At 50.9% G+C, this 18,404-nt stretch carries 20 protein-coding genes and 1 pseudogene; 14 read left to right on the plus strand and 7 right to left on the minus strand.

The genetic code is table 11. The features are described from left to right. Nucleotides 1–125: 125 nt before the first annotated feature. Nucleotides 126–605, plus strand: a pseudogene (locus PsAD37_RS07550) (IS3 family transposase); the annotation flags it as partial. 22 nt (nucleotides 606–627) lie between these two features. Here the strand turns inward: PsAD37_RS07550 and PsAD37_RS28320 are convergent. After that, entirely contained in the window at nucleotides 628–777 is a 150-nt protein-coding gene (locus tag PsAD37_RS28320; protein WP_193778231.1) for a hypothetical protein, read from the minus strand. Nucleotides 778–1,182: 405 nt separating this feature from the next. On the opposite strand from PsAD37_RS28320, the gene PsAD37_RS07555 reads away from it, so the two are divergent. From PsAD37_RS07555 to apaG, 3 genes are all read left to right on the plus strand, one after another. Further along, nucleotides 1,183–1,983: an ion transporter gene (locus tag PsAD37_RS07555; RefSeq protein WP_063295626.1), complete on the plus strand. Its 801-nt coding sequence runs from the start codon at nucleotides 1,183–1,185 to the stop codon at nucleotides 1,981–1,983. A 153-nt stretch (nucleotides 1,984–2,136) separates the two neighbouring features. After that, nucleotides 2,137–2,763: a CDP-alcohol phosphatidyltransferase family protein gene (locus PsAD37_RS07560; protein ID WP_057464930.1), complete on the plus strand. Its 627-nt coding sequence runs from the start codon at nucleotides 2,137–2,139 to the stop codon at nucleotides 2,761–2,763. 108 nt (nucleotides 2,764–2,871) lie between these two features. Then, nucleotides 2,872–3,264 carry a Co2+/Mg2+ efflux protein ApaG gene (gene apaG, locus PsAD37_RS07565; RefSeq protein WP_057465027.1) on the plus strand — a complete coding sequence of 131 codons (393 nt, stop codon included), beginning with the start codon at nucleotides 2,872–2,874 and terminating at the stop codon, nucleotides 3,262–3,264. A 79-nt stretch (nucleotides 3,265–3,343) separates the two neighbouring features. Here apaG and PsAD37_RS07570 read toward each other — a convergent pair whose 3' ends face one another. Next, nucleotides 3,344–3,766 (minus strand): tellurite resistance TerB family protein, encoded by a 423-nt coding sequence (locus PsAD37_RS07570; RefSeq protein ID WP_200962360.1) that lies wholly within the window; start codon nucleotides 3,764–3,766, stop codon nucleotides 3,344–3,346. 257 nt (nucleotides 3,767–4,023) lie between these two features. Between PsAD37_RS07570 and PsAD37_RS07575 the strand changes: the two genes are divergently transcribed. Then, nucleotides 4,024–5,685: a lysine--tRNA ligase gene (locus tag PsAD37_RS07575; RefSeq protein WP_063295627.1), complete on the plus strand. Its 1,662-nt coding sequence runs from the start codon at nucleotides 4,024–4,026 to the stop codon at nucleotides 5,683–5,685. A gap of 34 nt (nucleotides 5,686–5,719) precedes the next feature. Next, entirely contained in the window at nucleotides 5,720–6,496 is a 777-nt protein-coding gene (locus PsAD37_RS07580; protein ID WP_063295628.1) for an SGNH/GDSL hydrolase family protein, read from the plus strand. Here the strand turns inward: PsAD37_RS07580 and PsAD37_RS07585 are convergent. Genes PsAD37_RS07585 through PsAD37_RS07595 form a run of 3 tightly spaced genes read right to left on the minus strand, consistent with a single transcriptional unit; the run spans nucleotide 6,434 to nucleotide 9,196 of the window. Beyond that, nucleotides 6,434–7,603: a calcium:proton antiporter gene (locus PsAD37_RS07585; RefSeq protein ID WP_063295629.1), complete on the minus strand. Its 1,170-nt coding sequence runs from the start codon at nucleotides 7,601–7,603 to the stop codon at nucleotides 6,434–6,436. The two genes, PsAD37_RS07580 and PsAD37_RS07585, sit on opposite strands and share 63 nt — an antisense overlap. Nucleotides 7,604–7,639: 36 nt before the next feature. Then, nucleotides 7,640–8,536 carry a thermonuclease family protein gene (locus tag PsAD37_RS07590; RefSeq protein ID WP_063295630.1) on the minus strand — a complete coding sequence of 299 codons (897 nt, stop codon included), beginning with the start codon at nucleotides 8,534–8,536 and terminating at the stop codon, nucleotides 7,640–7,642. Between the two features lie 15 nt (nucleotides 8,537–8,551). Then, a complete protein-coding gene (locus PsAD37_RS07595; RefSeq protein ID WP_063295738.1) occupies nucleotides 8,552–9,196 on the minus strand; it encodes a helix-turn-helix transcriptional regulator in 645 nt (214 codons plus the stop codon). A gap of 212 nt (nucleotides 9,197–9,408) precedes the next feature. Here PsAD37_RS07595 and PsAD37_RS07600 point away from each other — a divergent pair, with 212 nt between their 5' ends. The 4 genes from PsAD37_RS07600 to PsAD37_RS07615 all read left to right on the plus strand — a co-directional run bounded on the left by PsAD37_RS07600 (nucleotide 9,409) and on the right by PsAD37_RS07615 (nucleotide 12,836). Continuing rightward, a complete protein-coding gene (locus PsAD37_RS07600; protein ID WP_063295631.1) occupies nucleotides 9,409–9,750 on the plus strand; it encodes a DUF952 domain-containing protein in 342 nt (113 codons plus the stop codon). Continuing rightward, entirely contained in the window at nucleotides 9,751–10,857 is a 1,107-nt protein-coding gene (locus tag PsAD37_RS07605) for a quinone-dependent dihydroorotate dehydrogenase (RefSeq protein WP_063295632.1), read from the plus strand. A gap of 214 nt (nucleotides 10,858–11,071) precedes the next feature. Further along, nucleotides 11,072–11,671 (plus strand): NAD(P)H:quinone oxidoreductase, encoded by a 600-nt coding sequence (gene wrbA / locus PsAD37_RS07610; RefSeq protein WP_063295633.1) that lies wholly within the window; start codon nucleotides 11,072–11,074, stop codon nucleotides 11,669–11,671. A gap of 127 nt (nucleotides 11,672–11,798) precedes the next feature. Further along, nucleotides 11,799–12,836: an NAD(P)-dependent alcohol dehydrogenase gene (locus PsAD37_RS07615; protein ID WP_063295634.1), complete on the plus strand. Its 1,038-nt coding sequence runs from the start codon at nucleotides 11,799–11,801 to the stop codon at nucleotides 12,834–12,836. A 73-nt stretch (nucleotides 12,837–12,909) separates the two neighbouring features. On the opposite strand, the gene PsAD37_RS07620 is transcribed toward PsAD37_RS07615, so the two are convergent. Further along, nucleotides 12,910–14,241, minus strand: a complete 1,332-nt coding sequence (locus PsAD37_RS07620; protein WP_063295635.1) for an MATE family efflux transporter — start codon at nucleotides 14,239–14,241, stop codon at nucleotides 12,910–12,912. A 282-nt stretch (nucleotides 14,242–14,523) separates the two neighbouring features. Here PsAD37_RS07620 and PsAD37_RS07625 point away from each other — a divergent pair, with 282 nt between their 5' ends. Then, nucleotides 14,524–15,363 (plus strand): histone deacetylase, encoded by an 840-nt coding sequence (locus tag PsAD37_RS07625; RefSeq protein ID WP_063295739.1) that lies wholly within the window; start codon nucleotides 14,524–14,526, stop codon nucleotides 15,361–15,363. Nucleotides 15,364–15,521: 158 nt separating this feature from the next. Continuing rightward, entirely contained in the window at nucleotides 15,522–16,085 is a 564-nt protein-coding gene (locus PsAD37_RS07630; protein ID WP_063295636.1) for a TetR/AcrR family transcriptional regulator, read from the plus strand. 26 nt (nucleotides 16,086–16,111) lie between these two features. Here the strand turns inward: PsAD37_RS07630 and PsAD37_RS07635 are convergent, their stop codons facing one another. Further along, entirely contained in the window at nucleotides 16,112–16,384 is a 273-nt protein-coding gene (locus tag PsAD37_RS07635) for a DUF6460 domain-containing protein (protein WP_063295637.1), read from the minus strand. A 209-nt stretch (nucleotides 16,385–16,593) separates the two neighbouring features. On the opposite strand from PsAD37_RS07635, the gene PsAD37_RS07640 reads away from it, so the two are divergent. After that, nucleotides 16,594–18,192, plus strand: a complete 1,599-nt coding sequence (locus tag PsAD37_RS07640; protein ID WP_208991759.1) for a GNAT family N-acetyltransferase — start codon at nucleotides 16,594–16,596, stop codon at nucleotides 18,190–18,192. 31 nt (nucleotides 18,193–18,223) lie between these two features. Continuing rightward, nucleotides 18,224–18,403, plus strand: coding sequence for a hypothetical protein (locus tag PsAD37_RS28675; RefSeq protein WP_342633577.1), 180 nt, complete (start codon nucleotides 18,224–18,226; stop codon nucleotides 18,401–18,403). Nucleotide 18,404 lies beyond the last annotated feature (1 nt).

Raw genomic sequence — 18,404 nt, forward strand, 5'->3', positions numbered from 1 at the left:
TACGGTTACCTCACGCTATCATGATGTCGCAATGGCTATGAGCCAGACTTGAACGGAGAGCCGGATGCGCTGAAAGGTGCACGTCCGGTTCGGGGAGGAGAAGCTCTTTGGAGCTTCTTACTCCACTCTGGACTTCAGAAGGCTGGCTGTATCTGGCGATCGTCGTAGATCTGTTTTCAAGGCGTATCGTAGGCTGGGCAACCAGCAATCGCATGAAGACCGATCTGGTGACAACGGCATTAAAGCGAGTTCTGGCTACACGGACTTCTCTAAATGGTCTCATTCATCATTCCGACAGAGGCAGCCAGTATTGCTCCGATGCTTATCAGCGGCTCTTATCGAGGCACAAGATTACCCCTTCGATGAGCGGCAAGGGTAATTGCTTCGATAATTCCATGGTGGAAACCGCGCTCAAGACCATTAAGTCTGAAATGTTGTGGCGAACTACCTTTCAGACTCGTCAGAAGGCAGAAAAGGCACTTGGCCTTTACATTGAGGGCTTTTACAATCCAATCAGGCGACACTCGTCGTTAGGCTATCAATCGCCAATCGCGTTCGAGAGACAGAAAAGAAATAGTGAGACAGAGGCTCTCCATTTTCTTTAGGTCAGTCCACTAGAGAGCATTCTCAGGACGTGGGCGATGGTATTTGTGCAGCACGGAAGCACATCAGCGCACCAACACCAACACCGGCACTTGGTGCGCTGTCCTTCAGGAAGCGTCTCTGCCCCTTCTTGGAATAGCTTAGGTTGTATCTGCCAATAGGAATACAGAGCATTTTGAGTTGCAGAGAGTGCCCTAGCAACATCATTCATTGTACCCAAGCGGTATGAGGAGAGGGGGAAACCGCAATTGCAGGGTTCAAGCCGGGTGCATTCGACGGGTGTTAAACTCAGCCTCTTATTCTTCAGAGCATACATTCAGGAGGTTTTTGCTCTGGTGTCGAGCGATACCCACGATTTCTACAGAGTTTATGTAATTTTTTGTTAGCTCTTGTGGAAATGATCAAGCCTATGGAAACTATAAGTTAAATTTGGTAGTGTTGTTTTGATTTTACTACCTGAAGTTCTTGGCTATTTCTTCATCTATACCAGTCACTATTTTGCTGGCCCCTTTCAACTTGAAACCATCAGATAATTACTTAGGGTGGGCCCAAATTCGAAATGTGAGGTCAAGTGCCGAAATGCGGGCGAAGTTGCGATCCATCATTGAAAGCCGCCAATGGGAATTCACAATCATAAGTATAATCGCGTTGAACGCTGTTGTTCTTGGCTTGGACACAAGCCAGATGCTTATTGCCAAGTATGGCCCCATACTGCGCTTTCTTGATGAGTTGATCCTTATAATTTTTGTTGTTGAACTGACACTGCGTATCATCGCGTTTGGTCCGGGTTTCTTTAAGGGGCCATGGAACCTCTTTGATTTCTTCATCATCACGATTGCAGTCATCCCGGCAACGGGTCCGGCAACCATTCTGCGATCTCTCAGGATTCTGAGGATTTTGAGGCTTATTTCGGTTGTCCCTTCTCTGCGAAGTGTCATTGGTGGGTTGATCCTCGCACTTCCGGGCATGGGCTCAATCGTCCTGCTCATGGCTCTTGTCTTTTATGTCTTCTCCGTAATGGCCACTCGCTTGTACGGCTTGGTATTTCCTGAATGGTTCGGCTCAATTGGAGCATCTGCCTACTCGTTGTTCCAGATCATGACACTGGAAAGCTGGAGTATGGGGATCGTTCGGCCGGTTATGGATGTCTTTCCCAATGCATGGCTGTTCTTCATTCCCTTCATATTATGCACGGCCTTCACCGTCCTGAACTTGTTTATCGGTATAATCGTTGCAGCAATGCAGCAGGAGCACGATAAGGATATTGAGCAAGATCGTATCAACGTGCATGAAGAGACCAAGGTTGTCTTGAATGAACTAAAGGACCTGAAACTTGATCTGATGGTTGAGCTGGAAAAATTGCGGAAAAACCGCGAGTAAGGTTACCCACCGGCAGAACTACTTATGCTGAAGATCGTGATCAAGTTCTGATGAAGTAATCTTGATCACCGCGCGTGTGGATTGCGAGCGGACTGTTATAGGCACCTTGGAAAAAAAGCCCTAAGACGAAAAGCATATCTGATAGGATACGATATGTTTGATGCAAAGCTCCGCGGCTATATAGACCCACCTCTCAATAGAATGGGAAAAGCGCTGGCAGATCTGGGGATTACTGCAAATGCAGTGACCTTGGTCGGGCTTGGGTTTGGCCTAGCTGCGGGGGCGGCGGTAGCCGCTGGGCAATTTAACACAGCTCTGCTGTTTATCCTGCTCAATCGCTTTGCAGACGGGTTGGATGGTGCCATCGCCAGAGCGGCGGGATCAACACATCTCGGTGGGTTTTACGACATCACATTCGACTTCATCTTTTATGGTGCAATTCCACTGGCCTTTGCATTTGTCGCGCCGGAGCAGAACGCTCTTGCTGCGGCAGCCCTACTTTTCAGCTTTTACATTAACGGTTCCACTTTCCTTGCATTCGCAACTCTGGCACAGAAGTTGGGCATGCAAACCTCATTACGAGGCAAGAAGTCCTTCTATTATCTGGGAGGGCTCGCTGAAGGCTTTGAAACCATTGGTGTCTTCGTCGCATTTTGCTTGTTCCCCACTTACTTCTCATGGGTTGCATGGACTTTTGCTGCGATCTGCACACTTTCGGCCATTTCTCGCGTTTTTATGGTTCGACATATGGTTTTGAACCACCCAGATCCTTCGGTGTGAGATCGCTGCTCTTGCGAAGATCGGGGTGAAAAGGCTAGACTTATTAAAAATAGGATGCGTACTGCTGTTGTATTTGCAGTGGAATTTTCCTTAGAAATGGGTTGTGCTATGTATCGTGCCGTTACCCGAAATATACAGATCACTGTCGAACCGTATTATCTTGCTGAGGAGTCCACTCCCGAAGATGAGCAGTTCTTCTGGGCCTATACGGTCTCAATTGAGAACCTGAGTTCTGATACTATCCAACTGCGGTCTCGCCACTGGCATATCATCGACGCCAACGGCAACACGCAGGAAGTCAACGGGGCAGGTGTGGTTGGTGAAGAGCCAGTCATCGAACCCGGTGGGTCGTTTCAGTACACCTCAGGCTGTCCACTCAATACCCCTTCAGGCATCATGACGGGCAACTACCGTATGCAAACTGAAAAGGGGGAGTCCTTTGCGGTGAAAATTCCAGCTTTCTCGCTGGATCTGCCGGATATGGTCAAGACCGTGCATTAACAGCTGCAAACAATATTTTGCAGTGCAAAGAGCAGGATTGGCGGGCAGTCGTGCTGCCCGCCAATCAGATTGAACTAAGTTATTGCGTGCGGAAGCGGGCCTGAGCGCCGCGCTCAATCGCTGCGATCGTCAGCTTGTCCAGCTTCAGGTGGTCACGCAGCAACTGCAACATACGCACTTCTTCAGGGCTTACCCGCAAATCTGCCGCAGCAATCTCCACACCAAGAGCATAAGCAGTGTCATGCAATTTGGTTGGCAATGACTCTGCCACAAGCGCCAGTGTTGCGTTCATGCCGTTTTCGCCGGAAAGACGCTCAGCGCACTGCTGGGTAATCTTGATCAGGTTATTGTCGTCAAAATCTTTGAAGACAGGGAGAATGCCTACAATATCGCCAAGCTGGCGCAGCTCTGCGTCGCTCATCGCGCTATCTGCGGCGGAAACCATCACCATCACATGAATGAGAGCTTCTTCTACGCTTAGTAATCTTTCTATTGTACCCATATCTCCCCAAAGCGAAAAGCTTTGCCTCTTGGTTTGCTTTAGTTTTTCGCTCTGCCAAATTGTATGGCGGCGGTTAATGACTGCAAAGGTAAGGGGGCTTCCGGCCTCATACAAGGGGGTAGAGCCGAAAACCCGAGAACTGTCATTGACGCGGGCGCTAGTTTTACATAAGTTCGCGCAGCTTTCCGGCATTAAATCCTGCTGGAGAAAGCGAAACTCAGTTACAATTTAATCTCCAAATACGGATCTCAAAATCCATGTCTATGAACAGTTTGCCTCAACTCGATCTCAGCCCAGAACTTATCGAGGCGGCACAGGTATCTAAAGCCTGGCCGTTTGAAGAAGCACGCAAACTGGTCAAACGGTTGGAGAAGAAACCCAAGACCGGGCCGGTCTTGTTCGAGACCGGCTATGGTCCATCTGGTCTGCCTCACATGGGCACCTTTGGCGAAGTTGCACGCACCACCATGGTGCGCACCGCATTTCGTGTGCTGACAGAAGACAAGATCCCGACCAAGCTGATCTGCTTTTCAGATGATATGGACGGCTTCCGCAAAGTGCCAACCAACGTGCCTAATCAGGAGATGATGGCGTCATTTCTTGGCAAGCCACTGACCAGCGTGCCGGATCCATTCTCCAACGAATACCCAAGCTTTGCAGCGGCCAACAACGCAAAGCTCATGGCGTTTTTGGATAAGTTCGGATTCGAGTACGATTTTGTCTCCTCTACCGATTACTACAAGTCTGGTGTGTTCGATAAAGCGCTCCTGCGCATGCTGGAAGTCTACGACAAGATCATGGCGATCATTCTTCCAACATTGGGTGAAGAGCGTCAGGCCACATACTCTCCATTTCTTCCGCTCTGCCCGCGCACAGGTATTGTGCTGCAGGTGCCAATGGTGGATCGCAATGTCGAAAAAGGCACTGTGACTTACATTGACCCTGAGACTGAAGAGCGTGTTGAAGTTCTGGTGACAGGCGGCAACGTCAAATGTCAGTGGAAAGCTGACTGGGCGCTGCGTTGGTACGCGCTGGGCATCGACTATGAAATGGCTGGTAAGGATCTGATCGACAGCGTGAACCTGTCTGGCAAGATTTGTAAAGCTCTGGGCGGTCCTGCTCCGGAAGGCTTCAACTACGAGCTCTTCCTGGATGACAAAGGCCAGAAAATCTCCAAGTCCAAAGGCAACGGCCTGACCATGGAAGAGTGGCTCCAGTACGCCAATCAGGAAAGCCTGTCCCTGTTCAACTTCCAGAAGCCAAAAACTGCGAAGAAGCTGTATTTTGACGTTATCCCGAAAGCGGTTGATGAGTACTGCACCTTCCTGTCCAAGTTCGACAACATGGATGCAACGCAGAAGCTGATGAACCCGGTCTGGCACATCCACTACGGCACACCGCCAAAAGAAGAGATGCCGATCTCCTTCGCAATGCTGCTCAACCTGGTGTCTGCATCTAACGCAGAGAACAAGAACGTGCTGTGGGCGTTTATCTCCCGCTACGCACCGGGCTCTTCTGCTGCAACGCATAAGATGCTGGATGAGTTGGTTGGCTACGCCATCCGCTACTACGACGACTTTGTGAAACCAACGAAGCAGTTCAAAGCAGCAGATGAAGTTGAGACAGAAATGCTCACCAAACTGGATGAAGTGCTCGCTGGCCTGCCAGCAGAGACTGACGGCGGCGATATCCAAAACGCAATTTACGACATTGGTCGTAATATTGAGCGTTACCAGAACACTGCAAAGCCGGGTCCTGATGGTCGTCCTGGTGTCGCGCAAACCTTTTTCTCTGCGATTTATCAAGTACTTCTGGGGCAGGAGAAAGGTCCACGCTTTGGTTCTTTTATCGCCCTCTACGGTATTCCGGAAACTCGTAGTTTGATTGCAAAAGCACTTGCAGGAGAACTTGCAGCGTGATGAATTAGCCCCCTCAAACGAGGGGGCTTTTTTTATGTCTTTTCCCAGCTGGCTAACTTGGGCACTTTTACCCGTCTACATTTTCGAAGGCTTACGTGCTCGGGCCAACTCACTAAGGCTGTCACCCGCACCAGGACCGCAATTTGGTACCGTTCCCGGTCAGGGCCAGTCGATCAATCTGCTTGTTATTGGCGATTCCTCCGTTGCCGGAGTAGGGCTGGACCACACGACAAATGGCTTGACCTGCAAGATGGCCCACAAAATCGCAGAGGTATCCGGACGGCCTGTTAAATGGCGGGCTGCTGGTAGTAATTCTGCAACCTCCAGCCAAATCCGCGATGTAGTCGTCCCCAATCTACCGCATGCCGATTATACGCACATTTACATCAGCATCGGTTTTAACGACCTGAAGAACTTCCGTACTGGCAAAGCATGGAAGAAAGGGTTTGGTGAGTTGATTTATGCATTGCGTACCAAATACCCTCATGCACGGATTTACTGGTCTAACCTCATGTCACCAATGAATGTGCCTGCGCTCTCGTGGGGACTAGGCGCCGTTCTGGAACCTCGCCGGCAGATGATCAATCGTGTCGGCACACAGCTGTGCCATGAGCGCGGTGCCATTGCTATCTCTGTAACACCGGGAATAACGCCAGAAGGCTTTTGTGAGGACGGAATCCACGCAGAGCCGATTGGTAATCAGCACTGGGTGGATCATGTGGTCAACGAGTTGATGCAGGGCAACCTGCTAGGGCTGGAAGATCAGGATGAAGTAGAAGATAAACAAGACCAGATGGACGGCGCCCTGTAGGGCGTTCGTTCGGCTGCCGGTAAAGGTGATCATACTCAAAATGAGTGTCAGGAGGAGCAGGATCATGTCCGTATCCTTCACACCCAGCACAATATGAATGTCAAAGATCCCGGCTGCGATCAGAACAGCCGGAACTGTCAAACCGATGGTCGCCAGAGCTGATCCAAGACAGATGTTGACGGAGCGTTGTAACCTGTTCGACAACGCTGCACGGAAACTGCCCAAACCTTCAGGTGTCAGAACCAGAAGCGCAACAAGAACACCGCCAAATGCAGCGGGCATATGAAAGCTTGCTATGCCAAAATCCACCAGCACAGCGAATTTCTTGGAAAGCAGCACAATCGGCAGCATGGTCAGGATCAGGAACGTGGCGTGATAGCCGGTTGAATAGATCTCCAGATCGTGATGATCATCCTCATCATGAGCATGCTTGTCGTCTTCCACCTCATCCTTCGCCATCAGGAAGGACAGTGCCACACCGGAGTGTGGTTTGGGCTGAATGAAGAAAGACTTATGCCGGATGCTCTGGGTGGCAAGGAAGATCGCATAAAGCAGGCTGATCATCACCGCAAACGAGATCTGCTGTCCCGTCGAAAGGGAAGGGTCAGCCGTTGAGGTCGTATAGCGGGGAAGGATCAGAGAAAAAGTAGCGAGCGGAATGAGGACTGAAAGGAAAGAACGGGCGCCCTGTGTGTTGAAAGGCTGCTCCCCGTACTTTAGCCCTCCCAGAAGCAGACTGATGCCCACCATGCCATTCAGCACGATGTTGAGCACCGCTAGCATCGTATCCCGGGCCAGAGGCTCGTTTGTCCCACCTGTCAGCATAATGGAAACGATCAGCGAGACCTCAATGCCGATCACTGAGAGTGTCAGGATCAGCGTTCCGTAGGGCTCGCCAAGAATGACTGCCAGACAATCTGCATGGCGCACCACACCAAAGGCGCACCACAGCATGACACCGAAAAGCCAGATAAAGCAGAACATCTGCACAAGGAGACCGGAGGTCGGCAGTAACAGATCCGCCCCAGCCAGAAAGAAGAAGGCTGTGGTTGCAGCACCTGCAAGAAAGCAGGCCTCTCGTTTAAGTGTATTCCAAAACCCTGACATTATATTTTTATTCTCCAAGGCCCTGTAAAAAATAAGTTATTCGGTGGCAGACGTCTCCGCAGTCGCGCTGTTGCGTGGACGCCAGATTATTGCAGGCTCTCCTTCCATCACCAGCGGTGTGGTTGAGGTGCTGTCATCATCCAGCTCCTCCCAGGAGTTTACCAGCGTTGCGGTTTCATCCTCGCTCAGCTGAACCAGCTTGGAACGCCAGATACCCTGCTCAGACCGCCGAGCCCGTGCCGCGATCTCTTTTAGTGAATCTGTTGCATTCCGTTCAGCCTTGGCCCAACCATTTTCAATCAACCAAGTGGCAAGATCATGTTTGCCCACACTGCAGGAAGCAGCATATTCATCTGTTTGCACTGATTTTATGTCTGAGCAGGTGACACGCTTTTGGCGGATAAAAGCACGCAAAGCCGTCCGTGCTCTGATACCGCACGGCCATCTTTCACCATCTTCACTGGGGCATGTTGTGCTGAGCGGTACAGGCTGAATGTGATGAAGGGATATTCTCTTCTTTTTATCACTTAGAGTTGCACCGTCAACGGCAACAGGGCGATACAGCACGAGTTCTTTCGGAGGAGGCTGTTTGGATTTACGAGGTACTTTCACGTGTGCAACGCGTTGGAGTTGCGTCGTTACGGGAGGAGGGGGCGTGCGACTGCCGCCAACATTGCGAAGTGTTTGAGGATGCTTGGGCGGTGTCTTGGGAATTTTCGCCTCAGCTGCAACACGCGCAGCTTCAAGCGCAGCCAGCTTCCGCTGCTTCTCTTCTGCTGTCGGCTTATGCTCAACAGGAAACGAAGAAGGGCGGTACAATGTGCGCGCATTCCCACGTAGGGTTGTTGCTGCATTGTACTCTGTCAGCGCATAAAACCCGGCGCCAAGAAGCAAAGCTCCAAAAAGAATACTTGTGGTCTTGGTAATCCGCATAAGCGCCCTGCTTGCTTATTGGCTCACCCATGAAACTCTTGCTGTCCAAACCAGATCTGCAACCTGAACCACCCTTGGGTTATCGTCAGGGGTATCCCGCCGAAATTCAATGCGCTCGTTTGTTTGCCGTTGCAAAGCACCGCAATGAAAATCTCCGGATTTAGTTGCTATCAAAACATGATCATGACGCCGCAATGAAGTCTCGGGAGAGACGATTAGAATTTGTCCTTCCCGGTAGTATGGTTCAAAACTATTACTCGAAACTTCAAGCGCGAAGAATTTCTCATTCTGAGAACTGGGAAAAATGAAGCTATCGCAGAATTTATCCAACTGAAAATCGGTCAGCTGCTCCAGATCTACCTCCCGTAACTCATCACTCGTGCACAGATATGCTGGAAAAGACCTGAAATGTGTACTTGAGATCTCTGCTTTATCTTGCAGCAAAGCGGCAAAGTCCCGGAAAGGCATCTGAGTGACTTCCAGCACCTTGGCAAGTGACTCGGTGGAAGGCCAGCGCGGACGACCATCTGCAGCGAACCGCTTGGAAGGATTGAAAGAGGTCGGATCAAGCCCAGCTCTGCGTGCCAATCCTGAAGGCGTCAATTGATGCTGCTCAGCCAGCTTATCAAGTGCGGCCCAAAGGTGTTCGTGATCCAGCATATATCCTCCAGCGATAGCAAGGGCGTTACCTGAAACGAACGCAGATATGATCAGAAAAACTAACTGCGCCTGCATCTCAAAGAAATCTTGTATGTGGTGAATAAAATCCTATTGCAAGCTCTAGACGAAAGAGAGGGGTTGCCAGCCACTGATTTGTGGATGTAAGAGCATGACTTCAGTTGAGTAGACGTCTCTCCTGAAAGGCAAGTCCCATGTCCCTCATATTCAAGATCGCCCCCAAGGCGCTTTGGCAAGAAGCTGAAGCAGCCGGTTTCTTTGCGGGTGCACCGATCGATCTGGCCGATGGTTATATCCACTTTTCCAGCGCCGAAACCGTGAAAGAAACAGCAGCGCTGTACTTTGCGGGACAAACTGACTTGCTGCTGATTGCCGTCGAAAGCGAAGATTTCCCTGAAGAGCAAATGAAGTGGGAAGCCTCCCGGGGTGGAACGCTCTTTCCACATCTGTATGGCAAGTTTCCCGCCTCCAAAGCTATATGGGTCAAACCTTTACCATTGGATGCAAATGGCAATCACGAGTTTCAGGAGCTGTAAATGTCGATTGAAAACCTCATAAACAAAGTCGGTATCCGGGCACTGCATTGTCTGGACCCGGAGACCTCCCACAACGCAACCATCAAGATGCTTGCCTCAGGTCTCGCACCCACATTCGGCCAGATCGAGGACAAGGCTCTTGAATATAGGTGGGGTGATTTGACTTTTAAGAACCCAGTGGGCATGGCAGCAGGCTTTGACAAAAATGCCGAAGTAATCACGCCGCTGATGAAACTTGGCTTTGGCCATGTTGAAGTGGGAACGGTCACTCCTCTGCCGCAGGAAGGTAATCCAAAGCCTAGGAATTTCCGCCTGAGTGCTGACCGCGCCGTAATCAATCGCTATGGCTTCAACAATGACGGCCACGATGTCGTCTACGAGCGCATCCGCAAAGCAGGCCGCACACCAGGAGTGCTTGGCATCAACGTTGGTGCCAACAAGCTCTCAGAGGATCGTGTTGCGGACTATGTTCTGGGCGTAAAGCGCTTTGCAGAACTGGCGGACTATCTGACGGCCAACATTTCCTCTCCCAACACACCGGGCTTGCGAGACTTGCAGGAAAAGGATGCGCTGGGCCATTTGCTCACAGCCATCATGGAAGCGCGTAACGAGCAGGAAGACCGTCTGGGCCGTAAGGTGCCTGTCATGCTCAAAATCGCCCCAGACGTGACAGACGAGGCGCTCAAGGAAATCGCAGAAGTCGTCCTGACCAGCAAGGTTGATGGCATGATTGTCTCCAACACCACCATTGCCCGTCCAGCCACGCTGAAGGATCAGCTGCAGGCCAAAGAAGCAGGCGGGTTGTCAGGCGCACCGCTGTTTGAACGAGCCACCATTGCATTGGCGAAAACCCGACGCGCAGTCGGTCCGGATCTGCCGCTTTTTGGCGTCGGTGGTGTAGATACACCAGAAAAAGCCGCAGCAAAGATCTTTGCAGGCGCAAACCAGATTCAGCTTTATTCTGGCATGGTTTATGAGGGACAAACGCTGGTGAAGAAGATCAACCACCATCTGTCCCGTCTGGTCGCCGCTCGCGGTGTTGCCAACTTGCAGGAACTTGTCGGCATCGACAATGACATCTGGGCCGATAAATCGCTGGAGAACTGAGGCTCACACCTATCGATAAATGAGGCCGGGCTTCGCAGGAAGTCTGGCCTTTTTCTTTGTGAGAACACCAGTCAAAGATATCCGCCGTCCGCTGAGTGGCACGAAAATCTCTACAACTGTCAATATATAATGAACAGACATTCTATTTAATGTAATATTGTTCATTTATGTCGGTGCTTTACCTTCACTGTAAGAGCAACATGAAGGAAGACCCATGACCAAAGTTCTCGTTTTATATTATTCAAGCTACGGCCACATCGAAACCATGGCAGAGGCCATCCGTGAGGGGGCAGAAGACGTCGCCGGAACGACTGTGGTTGTAAAGCGCGTGCCGGAACTTGTGCCGGAAGAAGTTGCTGTAAACGGTCACTTCAAGCTGGATCAACAGGCGCCGATTGCGCAGCCGGGTGAGCTGGCAGATTATGACGCCATCATCTTTGGTACCCCAACACGCTTCGGCAACATGGCATCGCAGATGCGTAACTTTCTGGATCAAACCGGAGGGTTGTGGGCTGGTGGCAAGCTGATTGGTAAAGTCGGCTCGGTGTTTACATCCACTGGAACAGGTGGTGGTAACGAGACAACCATCACCAGCTTCTGGTCGACACTGGCGCACCACGGCATGATGATTGTTGGCCTGCCGTACTCAAGTCCGGAACTCTTCAATATCACCGAAGTGCGCGGCGGTTCCCCATATGGCGCCAGCACCATTGCAGGCCCGGATGGCTCTCGCCAGCCAAGTGAGGATGAGTTGAAACTGGCCCGTGACCAGGGGCGCCACGTCGCAACAATTGCAAGCAAACTCGCCAGCTAAAAGCAAGTGCCACGCCTGATCACATCAAGCAGCACGTTGCCTGCGTTGTGTGATCAGGCGCATCAACTCAACAAAACCTTCAAGGCTGCCAAGGCCTGCCTCATATATTTCATTAAGAGATCATTCAATGACCGTTCCTAATCACGCGCAAAATCATCATCAGGGTATTGTTTTAAACGGAAATACATTCAGCTCCCATAAGTTCCCTGCAGAATCGCTTGGACCATTCGAAGTAAAGATTGCTCTGCAGTCCGCAAGCCTGAATGCACGAGATCAGATGATCCGAAAAGGCCAGTACGGTGAAATGCCAGCGGATCTTGTGCCTTTGTCCGACGGGGCAGGGGAAGTCATTGCTGTAGGTGAGCAAGTCACAAAATGGTCTGTTGGCGACCGTGTCATGCCAACCTTCTTTCAGGACTGGCTTGAAGGCTCATTCCATCCAAGTGCATTATCTTCCGCAATCAGCTCAGCTGATCAGCCGGGCGTTTTAAGAGAGCAAGCGCAGTTTCATCAGGATACTCTTGTGGGTGTGCCAGATCATATGAGCTTTCAGGAAGCAGCGACACTCCCTTGTGCTGGCGTCACAGCATGGCATGCCCTTTTTGAGCAACACCGGGCTTTGCGACCAGAAGACACCGTCCTGATACAAGGCACGGGTGGTGTTGCCATCTTCGCTCTGCAACTCGCCAAAGCGTTTGGAGCCCGCGTTGTTCTCATCAGCTCCTCAGATGAAAAGCTGGAGAAAGCAAAGGAGATGGGAGCAGACATCACCATCAACTATAAAACAACACCAGATTGGGACGTCGAACTGAGAGAACTGACAGATGGGCACGGCGCTGATGTGGTTCTGGACCTTGGCGGGAAGGAAACACTAGAGCGATCCATACGTGCCGTTGCCGCACATGGCCTGATTACACAAGTGGGTGTTCTGACTGGTTGGGCACACGCCCCTGAGAATATCAGCCAGCTTGTCCTGAATAACTCGTCGCTGTCAGGTGTTCTGGTCGGCTCCCGCGCTTATTTTGAGAACCTGTGTGCGTTTGTCTCCAAGCACCAGATCAAACCGCTCATATACAAATCTTTCTCCATGTCCCAGATCGACGAAGCCTATGCCTACATGGATCAGGCACAGCACATGGGCAAAGTCACCATCGACATTGCTTAGCATGTGACTTGCGTCTTGCCCGGGTATGCATATCGGGCAAGACAAGCTGCTTTCAGCTGAGGAAGTCCTGAAATTATGCCTTTTGGAGAGCTCCAAAATACTGGCGTTCGCGAACCACACAGAGATAGCTAAGGGTCAAACCACGCGCCCCGAAGAACACCAGCAATGAGAACCACAGGCCGTGGTTTCCGTAGAGCGGATAGAACAAGTAATAGCTGGCAAGAAACAGGATGGTGGAGACCACAACAGAGTTTCTCATATCCTGAGACCATGTTGCGCCAATAAATACACCATCCATCTGGAAGGCCAGTGTGCCAATGATTGGCGTCAGTACAGCCCAGATCATATAGGTACGCGCTGTTTCTCGCACCTCTGTATGCGTTGTCAGCAGGTCAATAACCGGTCCGCCAGCCACCCACAACACAACCGCCGCACCAAAGGAAAGCCCAAAGCCCCAACCGATGGAGAGCCGCAGTGCTTTGCGGAAGGCAGTCCGCTGTTTGGCCCCGATTGCTTGCCCTATTACCTGTTCTGCAGCTGATGCCGTACCATCAAGAAAGAATGCCGCAATCAGAATGAACTTCTCAAGCACAGCATTGGCGGCAAGCACTACTTCTCCCTGAGCAGCACTGCGAGAGGTAAAGAAGCCGAAAGCAAACAGCATCACCATGGAGCGGATCATGATGTCCCGGTTCAGTGCCAGCATCGGCTTCAGTTTCTCCCAAATGATGATCTGAGAAAACGAAGGCAGGCGTGCGCCGCGGAGTTCGCGCTTGATTAGAAAAAGACCGAGGCCAAATGTAAGCATCTCTGCAATAAAGGTTGCCACAGCGACACCGGGAATACCCCAGTCAAACCCGAGCACAAACACAACAGAAAGCACCATATTGATGACATTCAGGAAGGTTTGAATGAGCAGCCCAATACCAGCTTTGCTGAGGCCCAGATACCAGCCAAGAATGGAATAGTTGGCAAGTACGAACGGTGCTGAAAACGCACGGATCGCAAAGTATGTTGCCGCGGCTTCCTGCACCGCATCTGTCCCGCCAATAATAGGTAAGCCAAACCTTAGAAGCGGCCACTGTAAAAAGATGACGACAATGCCGCCAATGATCCCAAGCAGAAGGGCACGGGCGAGCACTGCACGTAGTTCATTGCCATTGTTGGCACCAAGAGCCTGTGCGGCAAGGCCTGTCGTTCCGGCTCGCAAGAAATAGAAGAAAGCGCCAATCACATCAAAAAGGATCGTACCAACAGCCAGACCACCCAAAAGGGCAGCATCATGCAACTGTCCAATCACCGCGGTATCAACCAGCCCCAATAAAGGAGTGGAGATATACGCCAGTGTCATAGGCACGGCGAGCGCAAGGAAAGAGCGGTTCGTCACCTTGAAACTTGTAGACACGCGGGAAACCTTCAAACGCACGAGTGCAGCACCAGCAAGCAGCTCAAAATGGATTGGATAATCAAAGTATCATTTGCATATTTGTTTGTTCTGCGTTTGTCCATACCATATTGCGCAGAACTGCTATAGATAAGAATGTATCTCCGAAACGTGGGAACCGGTTTTCGGATAAGGAAACGAGAAAGTAAAAGCGAATTCTAAGAAGGTACTGCCCCTGTGAAGCTCCCAATTGTGCACCATCCTGCTTACACGGCAGACATTCCGGAAAACCATCGGTTTCCAATGCGCAAATATGCGGAAGTAGCTCAGTGGTTGAAGCAAACTGATCCAGACGGTGCACTCTATGATTTCCACGAGCCGGAACCAATCTCCAGACAAGACCTGCTGCGGGTGCACGCAAAAGACTATGTAGATCAGGTCCTCAGCTGTAATGTTCCTCACGCCATCGCGCGTGAAATCGGCTTTCCCATGACCCAAAGCGTTTCCTTTCGAGCGCAATGCGCAACAGGTGGGTCTTTGCTCACGGCAATGCTGGCTCTGGAACATGGCGTCGCCTGCAACACCGCCGGTGGGTCGCACCATGCCCGTATTGCACAAGGAGCAGGGTTTTGCGTGTTCAACGATGTCGCCGTCGCGGTGAGGGCGATACAGGCCATGCGCATGGTACGCCGCGTGCTCATTATTGACCTGGATGTTCATCAGGGAGACGGGACTGCCGATATCTTCGCCCATGACACCAGCGTCTTCACTCTCTCCCTCCATTCAGAAAAGAACTACCCCGTCCGCAAAAAAGCTTCCACACTGGATGTACCGCTGACCGATGGCATGGAAGATGACGAATATCTTGAGATCCTAGAGGACACGCTCAAACAGGTTCTCACCAGTTTCAAAGCTGACCTGGTGTTCTTCAATGCAGGTGTTGATCCTCATCATGATGATCGTTTAGGGCGTCTTGCACTCTCCGATGAGGGGCTGAGAAAGCGAGAGGAACTGGTCTTAAAACTGGTAAGAAATGAGGGGCTTCCACTTGCAGGTGTGCTGGGAGGTGGTTATTCGTATAATCTTCGACTATTGGTTAACCGGCATTCAAATCTGTACCGAGTGGCAGCGAAGTACTTATGATTAAAAAAACAAGTCCTATTTATATAAAATTTTAGTAAAATGTAATATTCCACCTATAAGAACTGAATAAGTAAATGTGTCTTGCCATTTTATGAAAAATGCGCAGTATCCCCTCCGTAAAGTGCAAATAAAATGCCTCGGAAGGCTAGGAGACACGTATGGGTGTTGTGGTCACCAATAGAAGCGTTGTACTGGATACTGCGGATTACATGATCCGGGAAAGCGGGCTGTTGGGCTTGGATGTCGATCAGCTTGCCAGCAGTACTGGAACAAGCGAGCAGGATATCTCGAAAATGTTCTCTTCCAATAAGGGGGTAGAGCATGCCGTGCTGCAAAGGTACATCGACCGCTTCCTGCAGATCCTGGGTGACCCTTCCACGCAAACCCTTCACTTCCGCAGAGCGCTGGATACATACATCGCCGCCTTCCAGGCAGGTATGGCAGATGGTGGTGAACTGTTCCTCTCAGCGGTGCTGGGCGATAAGGACGAAGAACTGCCGGATGAACTTCAGGAACTTGCAGCGACTTTCGCTCGCCGCAACCGTGTCTGGCTGGCAGACTTGTTGGAATACAGTGGCAGCTGGTCCTCTGAAGAAGCGCTGGTGAAATCCGATTTCGTGCTTGCAGCACTGGAAGTCGCCGTTTTGATTGGCAACACAAGCGAAGATCCGGAGATCTTCGACAACTTGTCAACCAACATACACAACATCTGTATGCAGTAATGGTTTCCCTGCCGGAGCAGGCGCGGTTAACGTCCGCGCCAGTTCATAAGGCGAGTAATGAACCACAACGGCACGACGACGATGGCTCCAAGGAAGAAGTAGGAGCCAAAGCGTTCAATCGCTGAAAAGCCCATATTCCAGATTCTGACAAAGAAGTCCTGCACGGAATAGATCAGGCTCAGCGGTGAAAAGTCCAGCGCAGCCAAAACAATCCCAACAATCAAAGATAGAAAAATCAGCCGAATGAGAACGCGCCCCGGCGAGTCTCCCAGAAAACGGTTGAACTTATCGTTTGACATCAAAATCTCCGCAAATTTTAAAGCGCACCGCAAAAGCCAAAGCCGGTTTTGGAATAAGGATACGCGCTGAAATCAAAGGCTAAAGCAGTTTGACTGTTCTAAGTTTAGTGCATACTGCTTAACATTGATTTCTATATAGGAAGCCTGAGGGATATTGCATAGATGCAAATCCAAATTGTACGCTCAGGTTAGTGCTGAAAGTTATTGGTGTGTCGTTTATTGTCTACGCTGCGGAACCACACGACGCAGATCTCCTCGCAAACATTCGTGTTCAGGCCATGCGCGAAAGCCTTGAAGCGCTGGGTCGTTTCGACCCTGAAAGAGCGCGTGAGCGTTTCCTGAAAAGCTTTGCCTGCGAAGACACTTTCAAGCTCGTGAGCGGACAGCAGATACTTGGGTTTTATGTTCTGCGGGACCGGCCAGACCACATCTGGCTGGACCATCTCTATGTCCACCCAAGCGCTCAAGGCACTGGCATCGGAGCTGCAGTAATCGCCCGGATCAAGGCACACGCGGTTTCAAACGGAAAGCCCATCCGCCTTGGTGCGTTGAAACAAAGCAAAGCCAACGCCTTTTACCAACGTCACGGTTTCCAGCATACCCACAGCGAAGATTTTGACAACTACTACGAACTCCCGCTGGAAAACATCGAGCCAAGTACGCCAGTTTTCATTCTGAAACGTGCCGAACCGGAAGATATCGAACAGCTTGCAAACCTGCGACATGAGGCAATGAAGGACGAATGGGCAGCCAACAGTCTGATGGAGTGCGCCCTTGCCCGCAGACATTTCTTTGAAGACTACAAACCGGAAGCCACACTAAAGATTGTGCTAGACGGAGAATTGCTCGGCTTCACAGCTGTGCATGAATATCAGGACTACATCCATCTCGACATGATCTACCTGCACCCGAAGGCACAAGGACAGGGCATAGGTGCACAGATTGTTGCAAACATCAAACAGCACGCAGCTCAGGTGGGCAAACCAATCCGCTTGGGTGCGCTTCGTGTCAGCAACTCCAATAAGTTCTATCAGGCACAAGGCTTCAACTTCACGCATAATGTGGAGTTCAACAACTACTACGAGTTCACGCCCAACAATATTGTGCAAGCGAGGCCTTCGTTCCTCTTGAAACCAGCTGAACAGGCCGATGCTGAACAGTTGGCGGATCTACGACATGAGGCCATGAAGGATGAGTGGGCTGCCAATGGTTTGACTGATTACCATCTTGCTCGCAGCCATTTTTTTGATGATTTCAAGCCGCGGGTAACCTCACAGATTTTGCAAGATAAAAAACTCTGCGGGTTCTATGCATTCCATTCCTATCCAGACCATTTCTATCTGGACATGCTGTTCCTGCATCCTTCTGCGCAAGGAAAGGGGATTGGCTCCCGAATACTCCGTCAACTGAAAGATATTGCCGTCAAAGCAGGCAAACCAATCCGGCTTGATGCGCTTCGGATCAGTCGCTCCAGCGAATTCTATCAGACCCATGGTTTCTCAGTGATCCATTCGGAAGGCTATGAGAACATTTACGAGTTCACGCCGGAACCGGCCTTCCAGCTCGAAACGACTTCTCAGGGAGACTTCGAAGAACTTCAGCACATTCGCTATACGGCCATGAAGGAAAGCGCGGAAGCCAATGGGTTGTTTCAGCACGACAAAGCCCGCGAGATCTTCCTAAGCGAGTATGTCCCTGAGAAGACCCGGAAAATCCTGAGGAACGGCAAAACCATCGGCTTCTATGTAGTCCTGAACCACCCTGATCACCTGTATCTGGATATGTTCTACCTGCTACCTGCTACCTGAAGCGCAAGGCCTAGGCATCGGCTCGAAGATCCTGCAACAGATCAAGACACAAGCGGATGAGCAAAACAAACCCATCCGCCTTGACGCCCTCCGCATCAGCCGCGCTAACGATTTCTACCAGGGCTACGGCTTTGGCATGCCCCATTCAGAAGGCTCCAACAACTACTATGAGTATGCGCCAAAGTGCTCTCTCGAAGCAAGTGAGGCGTGAA

This window comes from Pseudovibrio sp. Ad37, from assembly GCF_001623075.1.
In the GTDB taxonomy this organism is placed as follows: domain Bacteria; phylum Pseudomonadota; class Alphaproteobacteria; order Rhizobiales; family Stappiaceae; genus Pseudovibrio.

Excerpts from the sequence above, each read along its gene's own strand:
- PsAD37_RS07590 (WP_063295630.1), bottom strand. The coding sequence starts at position 8,536 with ATGCGGATTACCAAGACCACAAGTATTCTTTTTGGAGCTTTGCTTCTT.
- PsAD37_RS07580 (WP_063295628.1), top strand. The coding sequence starts at position 5,720 with ATGTCTTTTCCCAGCTGGCTAACTTGGGCACTTTTACCCGTCTACATT.
- PsAD37_RS28320 (WP_193778231.1), bottom strand. The coding sequence starts at position 777 with ATGCTCTGTATTCCTATTGGCAGATACAACCTAAGCTATTCCAAGAAG.
- PsAD37_RS07600 (WP_063295631.1), top strand. The coding sequence starts at position 9,409 with ATGTCCCTCATATTCAAGATCGCCCCCAAGGCGCTTTGGCAAGAAGCT.
- PsAD37_RS07625 (WP_063295739.1), top strand. The coding sequence starts at position 14,524 with ATGCGCAAATATGCGGAAGTAGCTCAGTGGTTGAAGCAAACTGATCCA.
- PsAD37_RS07560 (WP_057464930.1), top strand. The coding sequence starts at position 2,137 with ATGTTTGATGCAAAGCTCCGCGGCTATATAGACCCACCTCTCAATAGA.
- PsAD37_RS07575 (WP_063295627.1), top strand. The coding sequence starts at position 4,024 with ATGTCTATGAACAGTTTGCCTCAACTCGATCTCAGCCCAGAACTTATC.
- PsAD37_RS07570 (WP_200962360.1), bottom strand. The coding sequence starts at position 3,766 with ATGGGTACAATAGAAAGATTACTAAGCGTAGAAGAAGCTCTCATTCAT.
- PsAD37_RS07585 (WP_063295629.1), bottom strand. The coding sequence starts at position 7,603 with ATGTCAGGGTTTTGGAATACACTTAAACGAGAGGCCTGCTTTCTTGCA.
- PsAD37_RS07615 (WP_063295634.1), top strand. The coding sequence starts at position 11,799 with ATGACCGTTCCTAATCACGCGCAAAATCATCATCAGGGTATTGTTTTA.
- PsAD37_RS07630 (WP_063295636.1), top strand. The coding sequence starts at position 15,522 with ATGGGTGTTGTGGTCACCAATAGAAGCGTTGTACTGGATACTGCGGAT.
- PsAD37_RS07605 (WP_063295632.1), top strand. The coding sequence starts at position 9,751 with ATGTCGATTGAAAACCTCATAAACAAAGTCGGTATCCGGGCACTGCAT.
- PsAD37_RS07595 (WP_063295738.1), bottom strand. The coding sequence starts at position 9,196 with ATGCTGGATCACGAACACCTTTGGGCCGCACTTGATAAGCTGGCTGAG.
- PsAD37_RS07635 (WP_063295637.1), bottom strand. The coding sequence starts at position 16,384 with ATGTCAAACGATAAGTTCAACCGTTTTCTGGGAGACTCGCCGGGGCGC.
- wrbA (WP_063295633.1), top strand. The coding sequence starts at position 11,072 with ATGACCAAAGTTCTCGTTTTATATTATTCAAGCTACGGCCACATCGAA.
- PsAD37_RS07555 (WP_063295626.1), top strand. The coding sequence starts at position 1,183 with ATGCGGGCGAAGTTGCGATCCATCATTGAAAGCCGCCAATGGGAATTC.
- apaG (WP_057465027.1), top strand. The coding sequence starts at position 2,872 with ATGTATCGTGCCGTTACCCGAAATATACAGATCACTGTCGAACCGTAT.